The organism is Citrobacter sp. CK195 (assembly GCF_030333365.1).
Classification (GTDB): Bacteria; Pseudomonadota; Gammaproteobacteria; order Enterobacterales; family Enterobacteriaceae; genus Citrobacter_B; species Citrobacter_B koseri.
Genome location: NZ_JAOWGB010000017.1, coordinates 168275 through 186532, shown reverse-complemented (window position 1 = coordinate 186532; position 18258 = coordinate 168275). Strand labels below are relative to the sequence as shown.

Sequence of the window (18258 nt, the reverse complement as noted above, 5' to 3'; positions counted from 1 at the left end):
CCGGCGTCTGGCGACTTGCTTAAAGCTCAGGCTTTATTGTCTACTTTGCCACGCGCTTCGTCACGTAATTCTCGTCGTAAAATTTTTCCGACGTTCGATTTAGGCAGTTCGTCACGAAACTCCACCAGCTTCGGCACTTTATACCCCGTCAACTGGCGACGACAGAAGGTAATCAATGCCTCATCGGTCAAGGCCGGGTCTTTCTTCACGACAAAGATTTTCACGCTTTCACCGCTGCTACCCGAAGGTACACCGACTGCCGCCACTTCCTGAACGCCAGGATGCTGCATCACCACGTCTTCAATTTCATTAGGATAGACGTTAAAGCCGGAAACCAGAATCATATCTTTTTTGCGATCGACGATGCGCAGGAACCCTTCGTCATCAATCACCGCGATATCCCCCGTGTAAAGCCAGCCGTCTTTGACGATTTCATCCGTCGCGTCCGGGCGCTGCCAGTATCCCAGCATCACCTGCGGCCCCTTCACGCACAGCTCGCCAGGCTCGCCTGTCGGCACCTCGTTACCTTCGTCATCCACCAGTTTTACATCGGTAGAGGGAACGGGCAGCCCGATACTGCCGCTGTGATAATCGATATCATGCGGGTTCACGCTGACCAACGGCGCGCACTCGGTCAGACCGTAGCCTTCAAGCAAATATTGTCCGGTCAGTTTCACCCAACGTTCTGCAACCGCATGCTGTACCGGCATACCGCCGCCAGCAGAAAGGTGCAGCGTAGAGAAGTCCAGTTGCTGGAATTCTTTGTTGTTCAGCAAGGCGTTAAACAGGGTGTTAACGCCGGTCATCGCGGTAAACGGATATTTCGCCAGCTCTTTCACCATGCCCGGAATGTCGCGCGGGTTAGTGATGAGCAGGTTTTGCCCGCCCAGTTCAATAAACAGCAGGCAGTTCATAGTCAACGCGAAAATGTGATACAGCGGCAACGCCGTCACCACCAGCTCTTTCCCCTCATGCAGCAACGGCCCGTAGGTGCCTTTTACCTGCTCCAGGTTTGCCAGCATGTTGCGGTGCGTCAGCATCGCGCCTTTCGCTACGCCGGTTGTACCGCCCGTGTATTGCAGGAACGCCAGATCTTCGGTGACCAGCTCAGGTTTCACGTACTGCATCCGATAACCTGCGTGTAGCGCGCGGCGAAAAGAGATCGCGTCCGGCAGGTGATATTTCGGCACCAGACGCTTAATGTATTTCACGACAAAGTTAACCAGCGTACCTTTCGCGGTAGAAAGCTGGTCGCCCATGCGCGTCAGAATTACGTGCTGTACGGACGTTTTATCGACCACTTTTTCCAGCGTGTGGGCAAAGTTAGAGACGATCACGATAGCCGACGCCCCGCTGTCATTGAGCTGATGCTCAAGCTCACGCGGCGTATACAGCGGGTTGACATTCACGACGATCATCCCGGCGCGCAAAATACCAAACAGCGCGACCGGGTATTGCAGCAGATTCGGCATCATTAGCGCGACGCGGTCGCCTTTTTTGAGGCCCAGCCCTTCCTGCAAATAGGCCGCGAATGCCCGGCTGCGCTCTTCCAGTTTGCGGAAGGTCATCACCTCCCCCATATTGACGAACGCAGGCTGGTCGGCGTAACGCACGACGGCATGTTCAAATAATTCAACCAGGGATTGATAACGGTCAGGATTGATCTCCGCCGGGACATCAGCGGGATATCGGTTAAGCCAAACCTTCTTCAAAGCATCACCTCTAAAATGAGTGTTCGTCGTCATCGCAACCCCAGTTAATAAACAAGTCGTTAACATAATATTAACTCAGCGTACCAGTTTATTAATCACTCAACGAAAAGGTTGCGAAGCGCGTCACTATTTATTTTTCTTATGTCCGTATTAATGCAGAAACAGCGGACCAGCCGCTGTCTCTTTTATTGATAAAACAAGGGGTTATTCAGTTACGATCGTTTGAACCTGTGCGGGGCCTGGGTTATACCATCCCCAACCGCCATAGCCGTACGGCCAGCCTCGTCCACCGTAGAACCAGGGATCGATCGGCTGCGGCGGCATGACGATCTGCTGAGTAAGGTGCCAGCGTTTATAGCCCGTTGCCTGCATCAGCATAAACTTATACGGCGTACTGCCGACCTTACCGTCCACCGTGCCGGTAATCGGCCCGACGACCGTCACCAGTTGCCCACGGAAGTCTACCGGGTCAAGGAAGCCGTTCACGTCGGCATAAATCCGCCCTCGCGAAGCCTCACCGAGGATCGGACGCGCGCCGTTATCAAGCGGCACGCTGGCGATTTCCAGCCGCGTTTTTCCCTGCTGGTTTTGCACATCCACCACTTTACCGCCAAAACGCGCTTCCTGGCCGACGTACAGCTGCGGCGCATTCATAACCCGCACCAGATCCTGCTGCGGCGTGGGACTGGAACCTTTGATGGCATCCGGGACGGTAACGCAGCCACTCAACGTTAACGCGACCACTCCCGCCAGAATTCCTTTCATTACCTGTTGTTGAACCGCCATAGTGCGACTCCTTTTTTCTCAGCACATATTCTCGTCATACTTCAAACTACCTGTGTGTAACAGCTACGTTCAAATTATTCAGGGTGATAATACTGAGATTCATTCTTTGCCCGGAAGTTTCTTCCACGCGACGTTGTTACGTAAATAAACCGGTTCGGCCTGTTCAACCGCGACGGTTTTCCCCGCTGCCAGCATCTGACTGGCGAGAGGCAGCATATCCTCCGCCGCCGGAAGCAGAACGTCGCCATCGCGCAAAGCCAGACCGCTGTCTTTACCCAGATCAGGCCATGCAGGCCAGCCTGTGCCAACAGTAGCCCACTCCCCGGAAAGCTGCTTCAACCGTTCGCTAACCAGCCCGGGATTTAACACAGCCTCGGTCTCTTCCCCGTGCCAGACGCCATTTTCATCACGCTGGTATTCCGCCCAGTAGACTTCGCCCATACGTGCGTCAATCGCCGCCAGCACGCGCGTCGCGCCGCTTTTACGCCAGGCGCCCTGCGCCATTGTCGCCAGCGTTGAAACGCCAGTCATCGGCAGGTTCGCGCCCAGCGCCAGCCCCTGCGCAATGCCAATGCCAATGCGCACGCCGGTAAAACTGCCGGGGCCGCGACCAAACGCCAGCGCGTCGATATCGGTAAGCGTAATGCTGTTGGCGGCCAGGATATCCTGCACCATCGGCAAAATACGTTGGGTATGTTCTCGTGGGCAAAGCTCAAAATGAGCGTTGATATTACCGTCATTCCACAGGGCAACGGAACACGCTTCTGTGGCGGTATCGATAGCCAGAATTCGCATGGGTCTTCGTGCTTAAATCAATAAAATGGCGCGCATCTTACCATACTCCGTAACAAATTACTCGGCCGTTGGTATGGCGAGAAATCTGACGGCGCGGGCGATGTCCCGGGTGCGCGGCGTGGGCGGCAGGCTCGCCAGGAAGGTGGCACCGTACGGTCGCATCACCAGCCGGTTATCACAAATCACCAACACCCCACGATCGTCAGAATCGCGAATCAGACGCCCCACCCCCTGTTTCAGCGTGATGACCGCGTCGGGTAGCTGCACTTCATCAAACGGATCGCCGCCGCGCAGACGACAATCCTCCATCCGCGCTTTCAGCAAGGGATCGTCAGGAGAGGTAAAAGGTAATTTATCGATAATCACCAGCGACAGCGTATCACCGCGCACATCCACCCCTTCCCAGAAGCTGCTGGTTGCGACCAGTAGCGCATTACCGGCGCTGACGAACTGTTGCAGCAGTTGACCTTTGCTGGTCTCGCCCTGCAACAGGACGGGCAGCGTCATGGTGGCGCGGAACTGTTCCGCCAGATCGCGCATCATGGCATGCGACGTACACAGCATAAAGCAGCGGCCATTGTTAGCTTCGATGATCGGTCTTAACATTGCCGCCAGCTGTCGGGCAGAGCCCGGCTGGTTGGTCTGCGGCAGGTTACGCGGCACGCACAACAGCGCCTGGCGGGTATAGTCGAACGGACTGGGCAACAGCATCGATTCGGCCTGTTCAATGCCCAGCCGCGCCGTAAAGTGATGGAGATCGTCGTTCACCGACAGCGTGGCAGAGGTAAAAATCCAGCTGCCGGGTTTCTGCGCCATCACCTCTTTGAATTTATCCGCGACCGTAAGCGGGGTAAGCGCCAGCGTGAAATGGCGCGACGTGCATTCGTACCAGTAGCTGTACCCTGGCTGGTTGATCTCTTTTAAGCGTTTCAGCCGCGCGCGATACAAGGTCGCACGCTCGAAAGCGGCATCCAGCAATGCGGAACGCCCCAGAGATAGTTTTGCCACGTCGTAGCAAAGCTCAAGCGTATCGTCGAGCAGCAATAGCGCGCGCTGTACCCGTGGGTCGGCCAGCAGCTCACGTAAATTTCCGCGATAGCCCGGCTCGCCCAGTTGCAGGCGAAAATCCTGCGCGCTCTGCGCCAGTCGGTCGGCGCATTTCTGCAACTGCTGAGTATCTTTCAATTCCGTGCGGTAGGCGATGGTAAAATCTTTCGCCAGGTCGAGGAGCTGTCGGCTGGAGAGCGACTGGCCGAAATACTGGCTGGCGATATCAGGAAGCTGGTGGGCCTCATCGAAGATCATCACCTCCGCCTCCGGGATCAGTTCGCCAAACCCACTCTCTTTGACCACCATATCCGCGAGGAAAAGATGGTGGTTGACGATAACCACATCGGCGTCCATCGCCTTTTTACGCGCTTTAACCACAAAACAGTCTTTATACAGCGGGCAGTCGCTGCCCAGACAGTTGTCATTGGTGCTGGTGACCAGCGGCCACGCCTGCGAGTCTTCCGCTACGCTGACGCAGGTACTGATGTCGCCGTCTTCGGTTTGATTCGACCACGAACGCAGCAAAATCACATCGCTTAAAATTTGTACCGGCAAATCGCCGCCCGCCAGCGCTTGCTGTTCGAGACGTTCCAGACAAAGATAGTTAGAGCGCCCTTTCAACAACGCCAGTTTACCGGTGAATTTGAGGGCGTTTGAGACGGTGGGAAGATCGCGACTGTAGAGCTGATCCTGCAATGCTTTCGATCCCGTCGAGATGATCACTTTTTTTCCGGCGCGTAACGCCGGCGCGAGGTAGGCATAAGTTTTGCCTGTTCCCGTCCCGGCTTCGACAACAAGCGGTTGTGATTTTTCAATAGCATGCGTGACGGCAACGGCCATCTGCCGCTGTGGTTCGCGCGGTTTAAATCCCGGTATCGCTTTAGCCAACTGACCGTCTGCTGCAAAATCGTCCGTCACACTACCCCCTGTTGATTTGAACAGGGATTATGTCAGGACGCCGTCGCTTACGCCAGTTGAAGAGGTGACGGCAACGCAACATTATGGCAGTCTTGCCGCGTCGAACGGAAAGTTAACGAGGAATGATTTATGACTATCATACGTATTGATGCCGAAGATCGTTGGTCTGATGTAGTAATCCATAACAACACGCTTTATTACACCGGTGTGCCGGAAAACCTCGACGCCGATGCGTTTGAACAGACCGCCAACACGCTGGCGCAAATTGATGCGGCGCTGGAAAAACAGGGCACCCGTAAGTCACGTATTCTTGATGCCACTATTTTCCTGGCCGATAAAAGCGATTTTGCCGCCATGAATAAAGCCTGGGACGCGTGGGTCGTTGCCGGTCACGCGCCAGTACGTTGCACGGTGCAGGCCGGGCTGATGAACCCGAAATACAGAGTTGAGATCAAGATTATCGCCGCAGTGTAATGCGACGTTATTCGTCCTCATCCTCAAAACGCGCCACGATCCGCTCGCCGGTATGGGTGGCGCGCAGTTCATCCGCCACCTGCGCGATTGCCTGTCCGCTGCTCATTCCTTGCGACATCAGTTCCTGAATGCGCTCTACCGCTTTTTGTTGCTGCTCGTGGCTGAGTGAAGGTAAACCTGCAAACATTGTTAACTCCTGCTAAATTGTCTGCGCTAATTATTTCATGCTACCCGGCACATAGCCAGTAGACCAGGACCGATGAAGACATTATCACCCGCTGTTATTATTTTACCGTGGCGCCCGGACGCCGCCGAGTACTATTTTGCCCCGCTGAGCCATCAGCCCTGGGCCATGCTGCTGCATTCCGGTCATGCTGAACATCCGCATAATCGTTTTGATATTCTGGTGGCCGACCCCGTGGCAACGCTGTCAACACACGGCGAAGAGACCCGCGTGCGCGATAAGCATGGCACGACCACGACCTCTGACGATCCCATGACCGTGTTGCAGGCGGCGCTGGCGTCTGCGGGCATCCAGCCGCCATATGACCCCAATCTGCCGTTTCAGGGCGGCGCGCTGGGGCTGTTAGGTTACGACCTTGGCCGCCGTTTTGAATCCCTGCCCACGCTCGCACAGCGCGATATCACCCTGCCGGATATGGCGATCGGCATTTACGACTGGGCCTTAATCGTCGATCATCGCAGACAGACCGTCTCTCTGCTGAGCCATACCGATGTTCACGCTCGCCTTGAGTGGCTGGCGCGCCAGCAGGCGCCGGTGCGAAAGCCCTTCGCGTTGACCTCCGCATGGCAATCAAACATGACCCGCGCGCAGTACGGTGAAAAATTCCGCCAGGTGCAGAGCTGGCTGCACAGCGGCGACTGTTATCAGGTTAACCTCGCCCAGCGTTTTCAGGCTGACTATCAGGGAGATGAATGGCTGGCCTTCGTGCGGCTTAATCACGCTAACCGCGCCCCGTTCAGCGCGTTTTTGCGCCTGGAGGACGGTGCGATTCTGAGCCTTTCTCCCGAGCGCTTTATTCAGTCCGAAGAGGGTCACATTCAGACTCGCCCAATCAAAGGCACCCTTCCCCGTCTGGACGACCCGCAGGCGGATCGCCAGCAGGCGCTAACGCTCGCGATGTCGGCAAAAGACCGCGCAGAAAACCTGATGATTGTCGATTTGATGCGTAACGACGTCGGCCGCGTTGCCGTTCCGGGGTCGGTCAAGGTTCCCGAGTTGTTTGTGGTTGAACCCTTCCCGGCGGTACATCATCTTGTCAGTACCATTACCGCCCGTTTGCCCGATAATTTACATGCCACCGATCTGCTGCGCGCCGCTTTTCCTGGCGGTTCGATTACCGGCGCGCCAAAAGTCCGGGCGATGGAGATCATTGACGCGCTGGAGCCGCACAGGCGCAACGCCTGGTGCGGCAGCATCGGCTACCTGAGTTTTTGCGGCAACATGGATACCAGCATCACGATCCGCACGCTTACCGCTGTAGACGGGCATCTCTATTGCTCTGCGGGCGGCGGCATCGTAGCGGACAGCCAGGAGGACGCGGAATATCAGGAGACGTTTGATAAAGTGAATCGAATTTTGCAGCAACTGGAGAACTGAGTCGTGGAAAACAGCAGCCTGACCCTTGATGATTTTTTATCACGCTTTCAACTTTTGCGCCCGCAGGTGAATGGTGAGACGTTAAACCGTCGTCAGGCTGCCGTGCTGATCCCGGTGGTTCGCCGCGCCCGGCCGGGTCTATTGCTGACTCAGCGTTCAGCGCGCCTGCGCAAACACGCCGGTCAGGTCGCGTTCCCCGGCGGCGCCGTTGACAGCAGCGATGCGTCGCTGATTGCCGCTGCGCTGCGTGAAGCGCAGGAAGAGGTGGCGATCCCGCCGGAATCCGTCGAAGTGATTGGCGTGCTGCCGCCCGTAGACAGCGTCACGGGTTTTCAGGTTACGCCGGTGGTCGGCATTATTCCCCCGAATCTGCATTATCACGCCAGCGAAGATGAGGTGGCCTCTGTCTTTGAGATGCCGCTTTCAGAAGCTCTGCGTCTGGGGCGTTATCATCCGCTGGATATTTATCGACGCGGCGATTCACATCGCGTATGGCTTTCGTGGTATGAGCATTATTTCGTCTGGGGAATGACCGCCGGAATAATTCGTGAGCTGGCGCTGCAAATTGGCGTGAGACCCTGACTATACTTATCTTTACACGCGCAGAACACAACTTGAGATTCCCGTCCCAACATTAGTAAATACGTGGTTATCCATTAGTTTAATTCATGTGAATAGTTAAGCCGATCGCCGCGTTCCCTCTTACACTATGCGCAGTTATTACATCGTAACCGGGAAGCCCGGTCACCCTGTCAGGAGTATTATCGTGATTAGTCTATTCGACATGTTTAAGGTGGGGATTGGTCCCTCATCCTCCCATACTGTAGGGCCTATGAAGGCGGGTAAACAGTTCGTCGATGACCTGGTCGAAAAAGGATTACTGGATAGCGTTACCCGTGTCGCCGTCGACGTGTATGGTTCACTGTCGCTCACGGGTAAAGGTCACCACACCGATATCGCCATTATTATGGGTCTGGCGGGTAACGAACCTGCCACCGTGGATATTGACAGCATCCCTGGTTTTATTCGCGACGTTGAAGCGCGCGGTCGCCTGTTACTGGCGCAGGGCCAGCACGAAGTGGATTTTCCCCAGGATAACGGGATGCGTTTTCACAATGGCAACCTGCCATTGCATGAAAATGGAATGCAGATCCACGCGTACAATGGCGAAACCGTCATTTATAGCAAAACGTATTATTCCATCGGCGGCGGCTTTATTGTCGATGAAGAGCATTTTGGTCAGGACGCCGCCAATGAGGTCAGCGTCCCTTATCCGTTTAAATCGGCGACCGAAATGCTGGAATATTGCAACAGCACCGGTCTGTCGCTCTCCGGGATGGTGATGCAGAACGAACTGGCGCTGCACAGCAAAAAGGAAATCGAAGAGTATTTCGCCAACGTCTGGCAGACCATGCAGGCGTGTATCGATCGCGGGATGAATACCGAAGGGGTTCTGCCGGGGCCGCTGCGCGTTCCGCGTCGTGCTTCCGCACTGCGTCGCATGCTGGTTTCCAGCGACAAACTGTCCAGCGACCCGATGAACGTCATTGACTGGGTCAACATGTTTGCGCTGGCGGTAAACGAAGAAAACGCCGCGGGCGGGCGTGTCGTTACGGCGCCGACCAACGGCGCTTGCGGGATCGTGCCTGCGGTGCTGGCTTACTATGACCACTTCATTGAACCCGTCAGCCCGGATATCTACACCCGTTACTTCCTGGCCGCTGGCGCTATCGGCGCGCTGTACAAGATGAACGCCTCGATTTCCGGCGCCGAAGTCGGCTGCCAGGGGGAAGTCGGCGTCGCCTGCTCAATGGCGGCGGCAGGACTGGCGGAGCTGCTTGGGGCCAGCCCGGAGCAGGTGTGCGTCGCCGCGGAAATCGGCATGGAGCACAACCTGGGGCTGACCTGTGACCCGGTTGCCGGTCAGGTTCAGGTGCCGTGTATCGAGCGTAACGCGATTGCTTCGGTAAAAGCGATCAACGCGGCGCGTATGGCAATGCGCCGTACCAGCGCCCCGCGCGTCTCGCTGGATAAAGTCATTGAGACCATGTACGAAACCGGCAAGGACATGAACGCGAAATACCGCGAAACATCACGCGGCGGACTGGCGATTAAAGTCCAGTGTGATTGACAAAACATAGCCTGCCACTTCGCCCATCTCCCACTGATGGGCGAATTTTTCTCATCAATCTCGTCTGCGGTAAATTTCCCCACTACACTTGCTGTGTTGCAATTGGCTTTTGTGACCAACGGCTTATCAGGCGGCCCGCATGCAAACAGCACAACGGATCATTAAAAATTATCGCCGCAATCGTTTCATCGTCTGCACGGTCTGTGCGCTGATCACGCTTATCCTCACATTGAGTGTCCGATTTATTTCGGAGCGAAATATAAATCAGCATCGCACCGAAACGTTCGCCGCTCACGCCGTAGAGACGCTGGATGAAGTGCTCCGCCCTCTACAGGCAGGGCGCGATCTCCTGCTGCCCCTGGTAGGACAACCCTGCCCGGCCGCGCATTTTCCCTTGCGTAAGCAGGTCGCCAGACTGCAAACCGTGCGTTCCATTGGTCTGGTTCAGAACGGTATTCTCTACTGCTCCAGTATCTTTGGCTCACGCGACGTGCCGATTCACCAGCTACAACCCGATCTGCCTGCGCCGAACAACCTGTTGCTGCTGTCTACCGATCAGTCCCTGCTCAAAGACAGCCCGATTCTGATTCAGTGGTATCCGTCATCGCCTGATGGCAAAAACGGGCTCTTTGAGATCGTCAATATTGATCTTCTGGCGATGATGCTGCTTGAACCGCAACAGCCGCAGATCGCCAGCGCAAGCCTGACGGTCGGCAACCGCCACTTACTCTATGGTCAGGGGGTGGTGGAGGCGCTACCCGCCCTGAACGGTGAAAAACGTTATCAGCGCGCATCCCAGCACTTCCCCTTCACCATCAGCGTGACGGGGCCCGGCGCTGGCGAGCTGGCGCTACGCCACCTGCCGACGCAGCTGCCGCTGGCGGTGATGCTGAGTTTACTGGTGGGATACCTTGCCTGGCTGGCAACGGCCAGCAGAATGAGTTTTTCATGGGAGATCAATCTCGCCCTTGCCGCCCGTGAATTTGAACTGTTTTGCCAGCCGCTGTTAAATGCTCGTACGCAGCAATGCGTGGGGGTTGAGATCCTGCTGCGCTGGAATAACCCGCGACAGGGATGGATTTCTCCCGATGTTTTTATCCCTATCGCCGAAGAACACAACCTGATCGCCCCCCTTACCCGCTATGTCATTGCGGAAACCATTCGGCAGCGGCATTTCTTCCCGATGAACAGCCAGTTCCATATCGGCATCAACGTTGCGGCCAGCCATTTTCGTCATGGCATGCTATTAAAAGATCTCAATCATTACTGGTTCAGCGCCCATCCTGTTCAGCAACTTGTGCTTGAGCTGACGGAACGGGATGCCTTACTGGACGTCGATTATCGGCTGATGCGTGAACTTCACCGCAAAGGGGTGAAGCTCGCCATTGATGACTTTGGCACCGGCAACAGCTCGCTGTCATGGCTGGAGAAATTGCGCCCGGACGTGCTGAAGATCGACAAATCATTTACCGCGGCGATCGGTACTGATGCGGTGAACTCCACGGTGACCGATATCATCATCGCGCTGGGGCAAAGACTGAATATTGAACTGGTGGCGGAAGGCGTTGAAACGCGAGAGCAGGCGCAATATTTGCGGGGACACGGCGTTCAGGCGTTGCAGGGATTTCTGTTTGCAAGGCCTATGCCGCTTCACGATTTTCCTCAGTGGCTGGCGGGTAGCGCACCGCCGCCCGCCCGGCATAACGGACACATGACGCCCGTTATGCCGTTTCGTTAGATCCCGGTTTTACCGGGGAACGGCGCTTATTCGTCTTCGTGGTGAGCAGGTTGTTCTTTAACAATACGAACCAAATCAACACGGTAGTCGTTCGCTTCGACAATCGTGATATGAAGCGGCGCAACGTCGATAACATCGCCCACCTGCGGGATATGACCGTTTACGGCGATAACCAATCCAGCGACGGTGGCGATGTCTTCCTCGTCGTTCACCAGGTTATCGACATCCAGCGCCTGTTGCAGGGCATGCAGATCCGTTCCCCCCTTCACCAGCCAGCCGCCCGCTTCGGTAATGATCTCTGGCGTTTCGTCGGCATCCGGGAACTCACCGGCAATCGCTTCCAGCACGTCCAGCGGCGTAACCAGCCCCTGCACGACGCCAAACTCGTTGGTGACGATGACGAAGCTGCCGCGAGAGCGACGCAGGACGCCCAGCAGATTAATCGGGTCCAGCGTTTCCGGGACGACAATCGCTGGTGATTCCGAAGCAATCGCGGCCACATCCACGCCCTCTTCCAGCGCCACCAGCAGTTCTTTCGCGCGAACAATACCGATGATCTCATCCAGTTCGCCGCGACACACCGGGAACAGGCTGTGCGGAGAAGAGAGTAACTGTTCGCGGATTTCATCCACGCTCAGGTCAGCATCCACCCAGCTGATTTCACCGCGAGGCGTCATGATGCCGCGCAGCGAACGGGACGCCAGGGTCAGCACGCCGTTGATCATATAACGCTCTTCTTCAGCAAACGCGCCTTCAGGTACAGGCACCGTCGCCGGGCTGTCAGACTCGTGCTGCGCGCTCGCCTGACGTTTACCGCCCATCAGTCGCAGGATGGCGTCTGCGGTGCGTGCACGCAGCGGTAACGTTGACTGATGGCGAATAAAGTTACGACGCGCAATCTGGTTGAACAATTCGATGACGATTGAGAAACCGATAGCAGCGTACAGATACCCTTTCGGAATATGGAAGCCAAAACCTTCCGCCACCAGGCTCAGACCGATCATCAACAGGAAGCTCAGACAGAGCACTACAACCGTCGGATGCTGGTTGACGAAACGGGTAAGCGGCTTAGACGCCAGCAGCATTACCGCCATCGCAATCACCACGGCAGCCATCATCACCGGCAGATGGTTAACCATACCCACGGCGGTAATTACCGCGTCAAGGGAGAAGACGGCATCAAGGATAACGATCTGCGTTACCACGACCCAGAAACTCGCATAGCCTTTGCCGTGCCCCGAGTCATGCTCGCGGTTTTCCAGGCGCTCATGCAGCTCCGTCGTGGCCTTAAACAGGAGGAAGAGACCCCCGATGAGCATGATCAGATCGCGCCCTGAGAAGGTGAGATCCCAGACGGTAAAGAGCGGTTTCGTTAAGGTCACCATCCACGAAATGATGGACAGCAGGACCAGGCGCATCACCAGCGCCAGCGACAAACCGATAAGACGCGCCTTATCACGCTGCTTTGGCGGCAGCTTGTCAGCCAGAATCGCGATAAAGACCAGGTTATCAATACCCAGAACAATTTCGAGGATAACAAGCGTGAGCAAACCCGCCCAGATTGAGGGGTCCATTAAGAATTCCATGACAAGCTCCTGCTTAAGGAATAGCGAACAGGCGAGAAAGCAATATGCGAATTAAGGTTGCGGCCAAAAGAGCCAGACAGACAGGCCTGATACGGCCTTAAAGTGAAATGACGTCGGTGACGATCCATACGGCGGGCTACTGCCCTATACTCCTTACTAATTAAACGGAAGCTAAACATAACAGAGACAATGTCTTTTTGGCAAAGATTTACCTTCCTTTGCAATGAGATGTTACAGGGATATTTTACACTACGAAATTTCTCTGATGTGAAAGCTAAATTGCGGATCTTCATCACATAAAATATTTTTTTCGCTATCTAAAATAATTCCCGGAAATAACTGTTTTTTCATTATAACCCTTATCTGAATCGATTCGAGTGCGGACGGCGATTCAAAATACATCTGTCACGTTGATGTGTTAACGATAATAAAGGAGGTAGCAAGTGACCATTGCTATTGTTATAGGCACACATGGTTGGGCTGCAGAGCAGTTACTTAAAACAGCAGAAATGCTGTTAGGCGAGCAGGAAAACGTCGGCTGGATCGATTTCGTTCCAGGCGAAAATGCCGAAACGCTGATTGAAAAGTACAACGCTCAGTTGGCAAAACTCGATACCAGCAAAGGCGTGCTGTTTCTCGTTGATACATGGGGAGGCAGTCCATTTAATGCTGCCAGCCGTATTGTCGTCGACAAAGAGCACTATGAAGTCATTGCTGGCGTCAATATTCCGATGCTGGTGGAAACGTTCATGGCCCGCGATGACAATCCGAGCTTTGACGAATTAGTCGCTCTGGCGGTAGAAACCGGTCGTGAAGGCGTGAAAGCGCTGAAAGCGAAACCGGTTGAAAAAGCCGCTCCGGCGCCGGTTGCTGCGCCAAAAGCGGCGGCGCCCGCTAAACCAATGGGACCCAACGATTACATGGTAATCGGTCTCGCCCGTATCGATGACCGTTTGATTCACGGCCAGGTCGCCACCCGCTGGACCAAAGAGACCAACGTCACCCGCATCATCGTCGTGAGTGATGAAGTTGCGGCGGACACCGTACGTAAAACGCTGTTAACACAGGTGGCACCTCCGGGCGTAACGGCGCATGTGGTAGACGTTGCCAAGATGATTCGTGTCTACAACAACCCGAAATACGCAGGCGAACGTGTGATGCTGCTGTTCACCAACCCTACCGATGTGGAACGTATCGTTGAAGGCGGCGTGAAAGTGACTTCCGTAAACATTGGCGGTATGGCTTTCCGTCAGGGTAAAACGCAGGTTAATAACGCCGTTTCCGTCGACGAGACCGATATCGACGCCTTTAAAAAGCTCAACGAACGCGGTATCGAGCTTGAGGTTCGTAAAGTTTCCACCGATCAGAAACTGAAAATGATGGATTTGATTGCCAAAGTGGCGAAATAACCACCCGGCATTTAATTAGCATTCACACTTAAGTCTGTATAGCAATAGGAGAAGTACAATGGAGATTACCACTCTTCAGATTGTGCTGGTGTTCATCGTCGCATGTATCGCGGGTATGGAGTCGGTACTTGATGAATTTCAGTTCCACCGTCCATTGGTGGCCTGTACGCTAATCGGTGCCGTTCTTGGGGACATGAAAACCGGTATTATCATCGGTGGTACCCTGGAAATGATCGCGCTTGGCTGGATGAACATCGGTGCTGCCGTTGCGCCTGATGCCGCGCTGGCTTCCATTATTTCAACCGTGCTGGTTATCGCCGGTCATCAAGGCATTGGCGCAGGTATCGCGCTGGCGATTCCACTGGCGGCCGCAGGTCAGGTGCTGACCATCATCGTACGTACCATCACCGTGGCATTCCAGCACGCGGCGGATAAAGCGGCCGATAGCGGCAACCTGACGGCACTGTCCTGGATCCACGTATCCTCCCTGTTCCTACAGGCAATGCGTATCGCGATTCCGGCGGTTATCGTGGCGATTTCTGTCGGCACCAGTGAAGTTCAGGGCATGCTGAATGCGATCCCGGAAGTCGTGACCAGCGGTCTGAACATCGCCGGCGGCATGATCGTGGTTGTCGGTTACGCAATGGTCATCAACATGATGCGCGCGGGCTATCTGATGCCGTTCTTCTACCTCGGCTTCGTCACTGCGGCATTCACTAACTTCAACCTGGTTGCTCTGGGCGTAATTGGCGCGGTAATGGCCATCCTCTACATCCAGCTGAGCCCGAAATATAACCGCGTAGCCGGTGCGCCAGCTCAGGCTGCTGGTAACAACGATCTCGATAACGAACTGGACTAACAGGTGAACGAAATGGTTGATATGACTAAAACTACCACTGAGAAAAAACTCACTCCGAGTGATATTCGTGGCGTGTTCATCCGTTCTAACCTGTTCCAGGGGTCATGGAACTTCGAACGTATGCAGGCGCTGGGCTTCTGCTTCTCCATGGTGCCGGCGATCAAACGCCTGTACCCGGAAAACAACGACGCGCGTAAACAGGCGATCAGACGTCACCTGGAGTTCTTCAACACCCATCCTTACGTTGCCGCTCCGGTACTGGGCGTTACGCTGGCGATGGAAGAACAGCGCGCCAACGGCGCGGAGATCGACGATGGTGCCATCAACGGTATCAAAGTTGGTCTGATGGGGCCGCTGGCAGGCGTGGGCGACCCGATCTTCTGGGGTACTGTTCGTCCGGTATTCGCCGCGCTGGGCGCGGGTATCGCGATGAGCGGCAGCCTGCTGGGACCGTTGCTGTTCTTCATTCTGTTTAACCTGGTGCGTCTGGCGACCCGTTACTACGGCGTGGCTTACGGCTACCGTAAAGGCGTCGATATCGTTAAGGATATGGGCGGCGGCTTCCTGCAAAAACTGACTGAGGGGGCGTCAATCCTCGGCCTGTTTGTCATGGGAGCGCTGGTTAACAAGTGGACGCACGTCAATATTCCGCTGGTGGTATCACGCATCACTGACCAGACGGGTAAAGAAAACGTCACCACCGTGCAGACCATTCTCGATCAGTTGATGCCGGGTCTGGTTCCGCTGCTGCTGACCTTCGCCTGTATGTGGCTGTTGCGTAAGAAAGTAAACCCGCTGTGGATCATCGTTGGCTTCTTCGTCATCGGTATCGCCGGTTACGCTTGCGGCCTGCTGGGTCTGTAATTCTGTTGTACACTACCGGGGCCCTTTGGCCCCGGTTTTTTTATCTGGAGGATTAATGACTGTCACGGACCTGGTGCTGGTTCTTTTTATTGTCGCGTTACTGGCTTACGCCATCTACGATCAGTTCATCATGCCCCGCCGTAACGGCCCCACTCTGCTTGCAGTGCCTCTGCTGCGTCGTGGTCGTGTTGATAGCGTTATCTTCGTCGGCCTGGTCGCCATTCTTATCTACAACAACGTTACCAGTCACGGCGCGCAAATTACCACATGGTTATTATGTGCACTGGCGCTGATGGGGTTTTATATTTTTTGGGTTCGCGCCCCCAGGATCATCTTCAAACAGAAAGGTTTTTTCTTCGCCAATGTCTGGATAGAATATAACCGTATTAAAGAGATGAATTTATCGGAAGATGGCGTACTGGTGATGCAATTAGAACAACGGCGCCTGCTTATTCGCGTACGAAATATCGACGATCTGGAAAGAATATATAAGCTTCTTGTTTCATCTCAATGAGTTAAAGATATAGCCTGAACTATGTTTTAAGTATATTCGCGAACAAAAAAACATAGCTAAGGCTATATTCATCCCGCCTGATTTGTTATTTATTTTAACGTTTTATTGATAATTAAATCTAAATGAAAATCGTTTTCAATTAGAAGTCAAATAATATTCCTCCATTGTTGTTTTATATTCTCAAAATATGTTAATGTTGCGCCGTCATTTGGGGAGTAGCCGATTTCCAGACTCAGGAAATGTACGTGTCAACATACTCGTTGAAAAACGTGGCGCGTACGGACTGATATCACTCTATTTTCAGTCAGGCGAGACCATATGCACATCAACTGCTATGCATAGCTTATGAACGCCATGTTCAGGTATGCATGTTCGCTGGGGGCAGTGATGTGTTTTATGGAACCCCGGTCAGGACGCTGTTATGAATATCACCGCAACTGTTCTTCTCGCTTTCGGCATGTCAATGGATGCTTTCGCAGCATCGATTGGTAAAGGCGCCACGCTACACAAACCTAAATTCTCCGAAGCCCTGCGCACCGGCCTTATTTTCGGCGCGGTTGAAACGATCACCCCGTTGATTGGCTGGGGGCTGGGCATGCTGGCCAGTAAATTCGTGCTGGAATGGAATCACTGGGTTGCGTTCATCCTGCTGGTGTTTCTGGGGATTCGTATGATTATCGAAGGCGTTCGTGGCGGTAATGACGAAGATGACGAGCCGTTACGCCGCCACAGTTTTTGGCTGCTGGTCACTACCGCTATCGCCACCAGCCTGGATGCGATGGCCGTTGGCGTCGGTCTGGCGTTCTTGCAGGTGAACATTATTGCGACCGCGCTGGCTATCGGCTGTGCCACGTTAATCATGTCCACGCTGGGCATCATGGTGGGGCGCTTTATCGGCCCGCTGCTCGGCAAACGGGCGGAAATTCTTGGCGGGGCTGTACTTATCGGTATCGGCGCCCAGATCCTCTGGACACACTTCCACGGTTAACGCTCACGTTGCCAGATGTGAAGGCTGAAATCCGTCTGGCAATCAAACTGCTGGCAAGCCGCCAGCCGCTCCCATACGTCAGGTTTTGCACGCCAGACGAAAGGCGTCATCTGGAGCAACGCAACGGCCTCATTACCGCGCAACCGCATCTCATACCCTAACGCCATGCTTTGCTGCAACGTAAACCCTTCAAGCTGCTCAGTATGCGGGGCATGTAAGCGCACTTCATCATAGATCAGCCCTTTTAGCGCCATCAGATGGCGCGGCCCCGGCGTAGCGGTGATTACCCAACCACCCGGTTTTACCACTCGCGCTAACTCTTCAGCCTTACAGGGGGCATAAATCCTGACAATCGCATCCATAGAGGCGTCGGCGAAAGGCAGACGATGGCTTGACGCCACACAAAACGTCACCTGCGGATAACGTTTCGCCGCCGCTTTAATGGCGACTTTCGCGACATCCAGACCAAATGTAGTGCCTGACGCCAGCGTTTCGGCGAAGGCATGCGTGTAATACCCTTCACCGCAGCCGATATCCAGAATCGACGTTGCATTTTCGTCCAGCCGTTCAGCAAGTATCCTGACGATGGCATCGCGCAACGGCTGATAATGCCCGGCATCAAGGAATGCCCGCCGCGCCTGCATCATTTCGGCGCTGTCGCCCGGGTCCCGTGACCGTTTATGCTGCACGGGCAACAGGTTGACGTATCCCTCTTTCGCCACATCAAACTGATGCCGTTGTGGGCAGATAAAACTGTTTTTCACCTGCGCAAGTGGCTGATGACAAAGGGGACAAGAAAACGACATGACAACT

At 54.7% G+C, this 18258-nt stretch carries 18 protein-coding genes; 10 read left to right on the top strand and 8 right to left on the bottom strand.

Annotation, left to right across the window (positions count from 1 at the left end; translation table 11 throughout):
• Positions 1-26: 26 nt before the first annotated feature.
• From fadD to yoaA, 4 genes are all read right to left on the bottom strand, one after another.
• Positions 27-1712, bottom strand: a complete 1686-nt coding sequence (fadD, locus tag OGX93_RS01735) for a long-chain-fatty-acid--CoA ligase FadD (protein ID WP_200023432.1) — start codon at positions 1710-1712, stop codon at positions 27-29.
• A 204-nt stretch (positions 1713-1916) separates the two neighbouring features.
• Positions 1917-2498 carry a Slp family lipoprotein gene (locus tag OGX93_RS01730; protein ID WP_047463245.1) on the bottom strand — a complete coding sequence of 194 codons (582 nt, stop codon included), beginning with the start codon at positions 2496-2498 and terminating at the stop codon, positions 1917-1919.
• 99 nt (positions 2499-2597) lie between these two features.
• On the bottom strand, positions 2598-3293 hold the full coding sequence (gene tsaB, locus OGX93_RS01725) for a tRNA (adenosine(37)-N6)-threonylcarbamoyltransferase complex dimerization subunit type 1 TsaB (RefSeq protein ID WP_047463242.1): 696 nt from the start codon (positions 3291-3293) through the stop codon (positions 2598-2600).
• A 57-nt stretch (positions 3294-3350) separates the two neighbouring features.
• Positions 3351-5261 carry a DNA repair helicase YoaA gene (yoaA, locus tag OGX93_RS01720; protein WP_012132066.1) on the bottom strand — a complete coding sequence of 637 codons (1911 nt, stop codon included), beginning with the start codon at positions 5259-5261 and terminating at the stop codon, positions 3351-3353.
• A gap of 129 nt (positions 5262-5390) precedes the next feature.
• Here yoaA and OGX93_RS01715 point away from each other — a divergent pair, with 129 nt between their 5' ends.
• Positions 5391-5735, top strand: coding sequence for a RidA family protein (locus tag OGX93_RS01715; RefSeq protein ID WP_012132064.1), 345 nt, complete (start codon positions 5391-5393; stop codon positions 5733-5735).
• A gap of 7 nt (positions 5736-5742) precedes the next feature.
• Here OGX93_RS01715 and OGX93_RS01710 read toward each other — a convergent pair whose 3' ends face one another.
• The gene (locus tag OGX93_RS01710; RefSeq protein WP_012132063.1) at positions 5743-5922 is read right to left on the bottom strand and encodes a YoaH family protein; all 180 of its coding nucleotides are present in this window, start codon (positions 5920-5922) and stop codon (positions 5743-5745) included.
• A 72-nt stretch (positions 5923-5994) separates the two neighbouring features.
• Here OGX93_RS01710 and pabB point away from each other — a divergent pair, with 72 nt between their 5' ends.
• The 4 genes from pabB to pdeD all read left to right on the top strand — a co-directional run bounded on the left by pabB (position 5995) and on the right by pdeD (position 11225).
• Positions 5995-7356 carry an aminodeoxychorismate synthase component 1 gene (pabB, locus tag OGX93_RS01705; RefSeq protein ID WP_286449250.1) on the top strand — a complete coding sequence of 454 codons (1362 nt, stop codon included), beginning with the start codon at positions 5995-5997 and terminating at the stop codon, positions 7354-7356.
• A gap of 3 nt (positions 7357-7359) precedes the next feature.
• On the top strand, positions 7360-7938 hold the full coding sequence (locus OGX93_RS01700) for a CoA pyrophosphatase (protein ID WP_012132061.1): 579 nt from the start codon (positions 7360-7362) through the stop codon (positions 7936-7938).
• A gap of 184 nt (positions 7939-8122) precedes the next feature.
• Complete coding sequence (gene sdaA / locus OGX93_RS01695; protein ID WP_024130267.1) at positions 8123-9487, top strand: L-serine ammonia-lyase; 1365 nt, start codon at positions 8123-8125, stop codon at positions 9485-9487.
• 139 nt (positions 9488-9626) lie between these two features.
• Entirely contained in the window at positions 9627-11225 is a 1599-nt protein-coding gene (gene pdeD, locus OGX93_RS01690; RefSeq protein WP_012132058.1) for a cyclic di-3',5'-guanosine monophosphate phosphodiesterase PdeD, read from the top strand.
• Positions 11226-11251: 26 nt separating this feature from the next.
• On the opposite strand, the gene yoaE is transcribed toward pdeD, so the two are convergent.
• Positions 11252-12811, bottom strand: a complete 1560-nt coding sequence (yoaE, locus tag OGX93_RS01685; protein ID WP_286449252.1) for a CNNM family cation transport protein YoaE — start codon at positions 12809-12811, stop codon at positions 11252-11254.
• A complete protein-coding gene (locus tag OGX93_RS22325; RefSeq protein WP_371320444.1) occupies positions 12799-12939 on the bottom strand; it encodes a protein YoaL in 141 nt (46 codons plus the stop codon). Before OGX93_RS22325 ends, yoaE begins: the two co-directional genes overlap by 13 nt.
• Positions 12940-13254: 315 nt before the next feature.
• On the opposite strand from OGX93_RS22325, the gene manX reads away from it, so the two are divergent.
• The 5 genes from manX to mntP all read left to right on the top strand — a co-directional run bounded on the left by manX (position 13255) and on the right by mntP (position 17445).
• Positions 13255-14220 carry a PTS mannose transporter subunit IIAB gene (gene manX / locus OGX93_RS01680; protein ID WP_047463231.1) on the top strand — a complete coding sequence of 322 codons (966 nt, stop codon included), beginning with the start codon at positions 13255-13257 and terminating at the stop codon, positions 14218-14220.
• A gap of 58 nt (positions 14221-14278) precedes the next feature.
• Positions 14279-15079: a PTS mannose transporter subunit IIC gene (gene manY / locus OGX93_RS01675; protein WP_012132054.1), complete on the top strand. Its 801-nt coding sequence runs from the start codon at positions 14279-14281 to the stop codon at positions 15077-15079.
• 12 nt (positions 15080-15091) lie between these two features.
• The gene (gene manZ, locus OGX93_RS01670; protein WP_012132053.1) at positions 15092-15943 is read left to right on the top strand and encodes a PTS mannose transporter subunit IID; all 852 of its coding nucleotides are present in this window, start codon (positions 15092-15094) and stop codon (positions 15941-15943) included.
• 55 nt (positions 15944-15998) lie between these two features.
• A complete protein-coding gene (locus tag OGX93_RS01665) occupies positions 15999-16457 on the top strand; it encodes a DUF986 family protein (protein ID WP_012132052.1) in 459 nt (152 codons plus the stop codon).
• A 421-nt stretch (positions 16458-16878) separates the two neighbouring features.
• The gene (gene mntP / locus OGX93_RS01660; RefSeq protein WP_115181548.1) at positions 16879-17445 is read left to right on the top strand and encodes a manganese efflux pump MntP; all 567 of its coding nucleotides are present in this window, start codon (positions 16879-16881) and stop codon (positions 17443-17445) included.
• Here the strand turns inward: mntP and rlmA are convergent.
• Positions 17442-18251: a 23S rRNA (guanine(745)-N(1))-methyltransferase gene (gene rlmA / locus OGX93_RS01655; protein WP_286449253.1), complete on the bottom strand. Its 810-nt coding sequence runs from the start codon at positions 18249-18251 to the stop codon at positions 17442-17444. The genes mntP and rlmA overlap by 4 nt on opposite strands.
• Between the last annotated feature and the right edge of the window lie 7 nt (positions 18252-18258).

Bases quoted from the DNA above. Each gene is read 5' to 3' on its own strand.
- OGX93_RS01715 (WP_012132064.1), top strand. From the start codon at position 5,391: ATGACTATCATACGTATTGATGCCGAAGATCGTTGGTCTGATGTAGTA.
- manY (WP_012132054.1), top strand. From the start codon at position 14,279: ATGGAGATTACCACTCTTCAGATTGTGCTGGTGTTCATCGTCGCATGT.
- OGX93_RS01730 (WP_047463245.1), bottom strand. From the start codon at position 2,498: ATGGCGGTTCAACAACAGGTAATGAAAGGAATTCTGGCGGGAGTGGTC.
- OGX93_RS22325 (WP_371320444.1), bottom strand. From the start codon at position 12,939: ATGGATCGTCACCGACGTCATTTCACTTTAAGGCCGTATCAGGCCTGT.
- OGX93_RS01665 (WP_012132052.1), top strand. From the start codon at position 15,999: ATGACTGTCACGGACCTGGTGCTGGTTCTTTTTATTGTCGCGTTACTG.
- mntP (WP_115181548.1), top strand. From the start codon at position 16,879: ATGAATATCACCGCAACTGTTCTTCTCGCTTTCGGCATGTCAATGGAT.
- rlmA (WP_286449253.1), bottom strand. From the start codon at position 18,251: ATGTCGTTTTCTTGTCCCCTTTGTCATCAGCCACTTGCGCAGGTGAAA.
- OGX93_RS01710 (WP_012132063.1), bottom strand. From the start codon at position 5,922: ATGTTTGCAGGTTTACCTTCACTCAGCCACGAGCAGCAACAAAAAGCG.
- pabB (WP_286449250.1), top strand. From the start codon at position 5,995: ATGAAGACATTATCACCCGCTGTTATTATTTTACCGTGGCGCCCGGAC.
- tsaB (WP_047463242.1), bottom strand. From the start codon at position 3,293: ATGCGAATTCTGGCTATCGATACCGCCACAGAAGCGTGTTCCGTTGCC.
- yoaE (WP_286449252.1), bottom strand. From the start codon at position 12,811: ATGGAATTCTTAATGGACCCCTCAATCTGGGCGGGTTTGCTCACGCTT.
- manZ (WP_012132053.1), top strand. From the start codon at position 15,092: ATGGTTGATATGACTAAAACTACCACTGAGAAAAAACTCACTCCGAGT.
- pdeD (WP_012132058.1), top strand. From the start codon at position 9,627: ATGCAAACAGCACAACGGATCATTAAAAATTATCGCCGCAATCGTTTC.